A 738-nucleotide genomic window follows, 5' to 3' on the forward strand; every position below is an offset into this window, starting at 1 on the left:
GGGAATGCCTCTTGTGACGCTCCGCGTCACGCTTTGGGGCGCGGAGCGTCCAGGGCTGCATTCCCACGCAGAGCGTGGGAACGATCTTAGTGAGGCTTGGCCGCCGCCTGCCACAATACTTCCACCACACCCTGACGCTTGGCAATCACCCGCGCCGCCACAAACAGCACATCCGACAACCGATTGATATACGCAAGCCCCACGCCTTCCAACGGCTCAATCGCATTCAACTGCTGACACCGCCGCTCCGCACTGCGCGCCAGGCTGCGGCACACATGGGCCTGGGCAATCAGCGCTGAACCGCCGGGCAAGATGAAGTTTTCCAGCGGCCCGACTTCCTCATTCCAACGGTCAATCGCCGCTTCCAGCCGGTCGACTTCTGCGGCATTCAACGCTTTGTACACGGGCATCGCCAACTCACCGCCCAAGTCGAACAAGCGGTGCTGGCACGGCGTAAGCACCTCGATCACCTCCTTGAGTTGCGGGTGCTGGCCGCTCTGTTCTTCAAGGTTGGCCAGCAGCAAACCCAACTGGCTGTTCAGCGTATCCACCTCGCCAATGGCTTCCACGCGAGGGTGGTCCTTGGGCACGCGACGGCCATCACCCAGGCCCGTCTCGCCCTTGTCGCCGGTGCGGGTGTAGATCTTCGACAGGCGAAAGCCCATGGTCATTGCTCCAGTTGAGTCAGTTCATAGGGTGGCATCTGGCTGCCGGCCAACGGCAGGCGCAGGGTAAAAC

The 738-nt window shown here is 62.1% G+C and carries 1 protein-coding gene; it reads right to left on the reverse strand.

Annotated features, from left to right (window positions below; translation table 11 throughout):
- Positions 1-86: 86 nt before the first annotated feature.
- Entirely contained in the window at positions 87-665 is a 579-nt protein-coding gene (locus FEM54_RS33425) for a cob(I)yrinic acid a,c-diamide adenosyltransferase (protein ID WP_017139799.1), read from the reverse strand.
- Between the last annotated feature and the right edge of the window lie 73 nt (positions 666-738).

It is taken from the genome of Pseudomonas edaphica, assembly GCF_005863185.1.
In the GTDB taxonomy this organism is placed as follows: Bacteria; Pseudomonadota; Gammaproteobacteria; order Pseudomonadales; family Pseudomonadaceae; genus Aquipseudomonas; species Aquipseudomonas edaphica.

Excerpts from the sequence above, each read along its gene's own strand:
- FEM54_RS33425 (WP_017139799.1), bottom strand. The coding sequence starts at position 665 with ATGGGCTTTCGCCTGTCGAAGATCTACACCCGCACCGGCGACAAGGGC.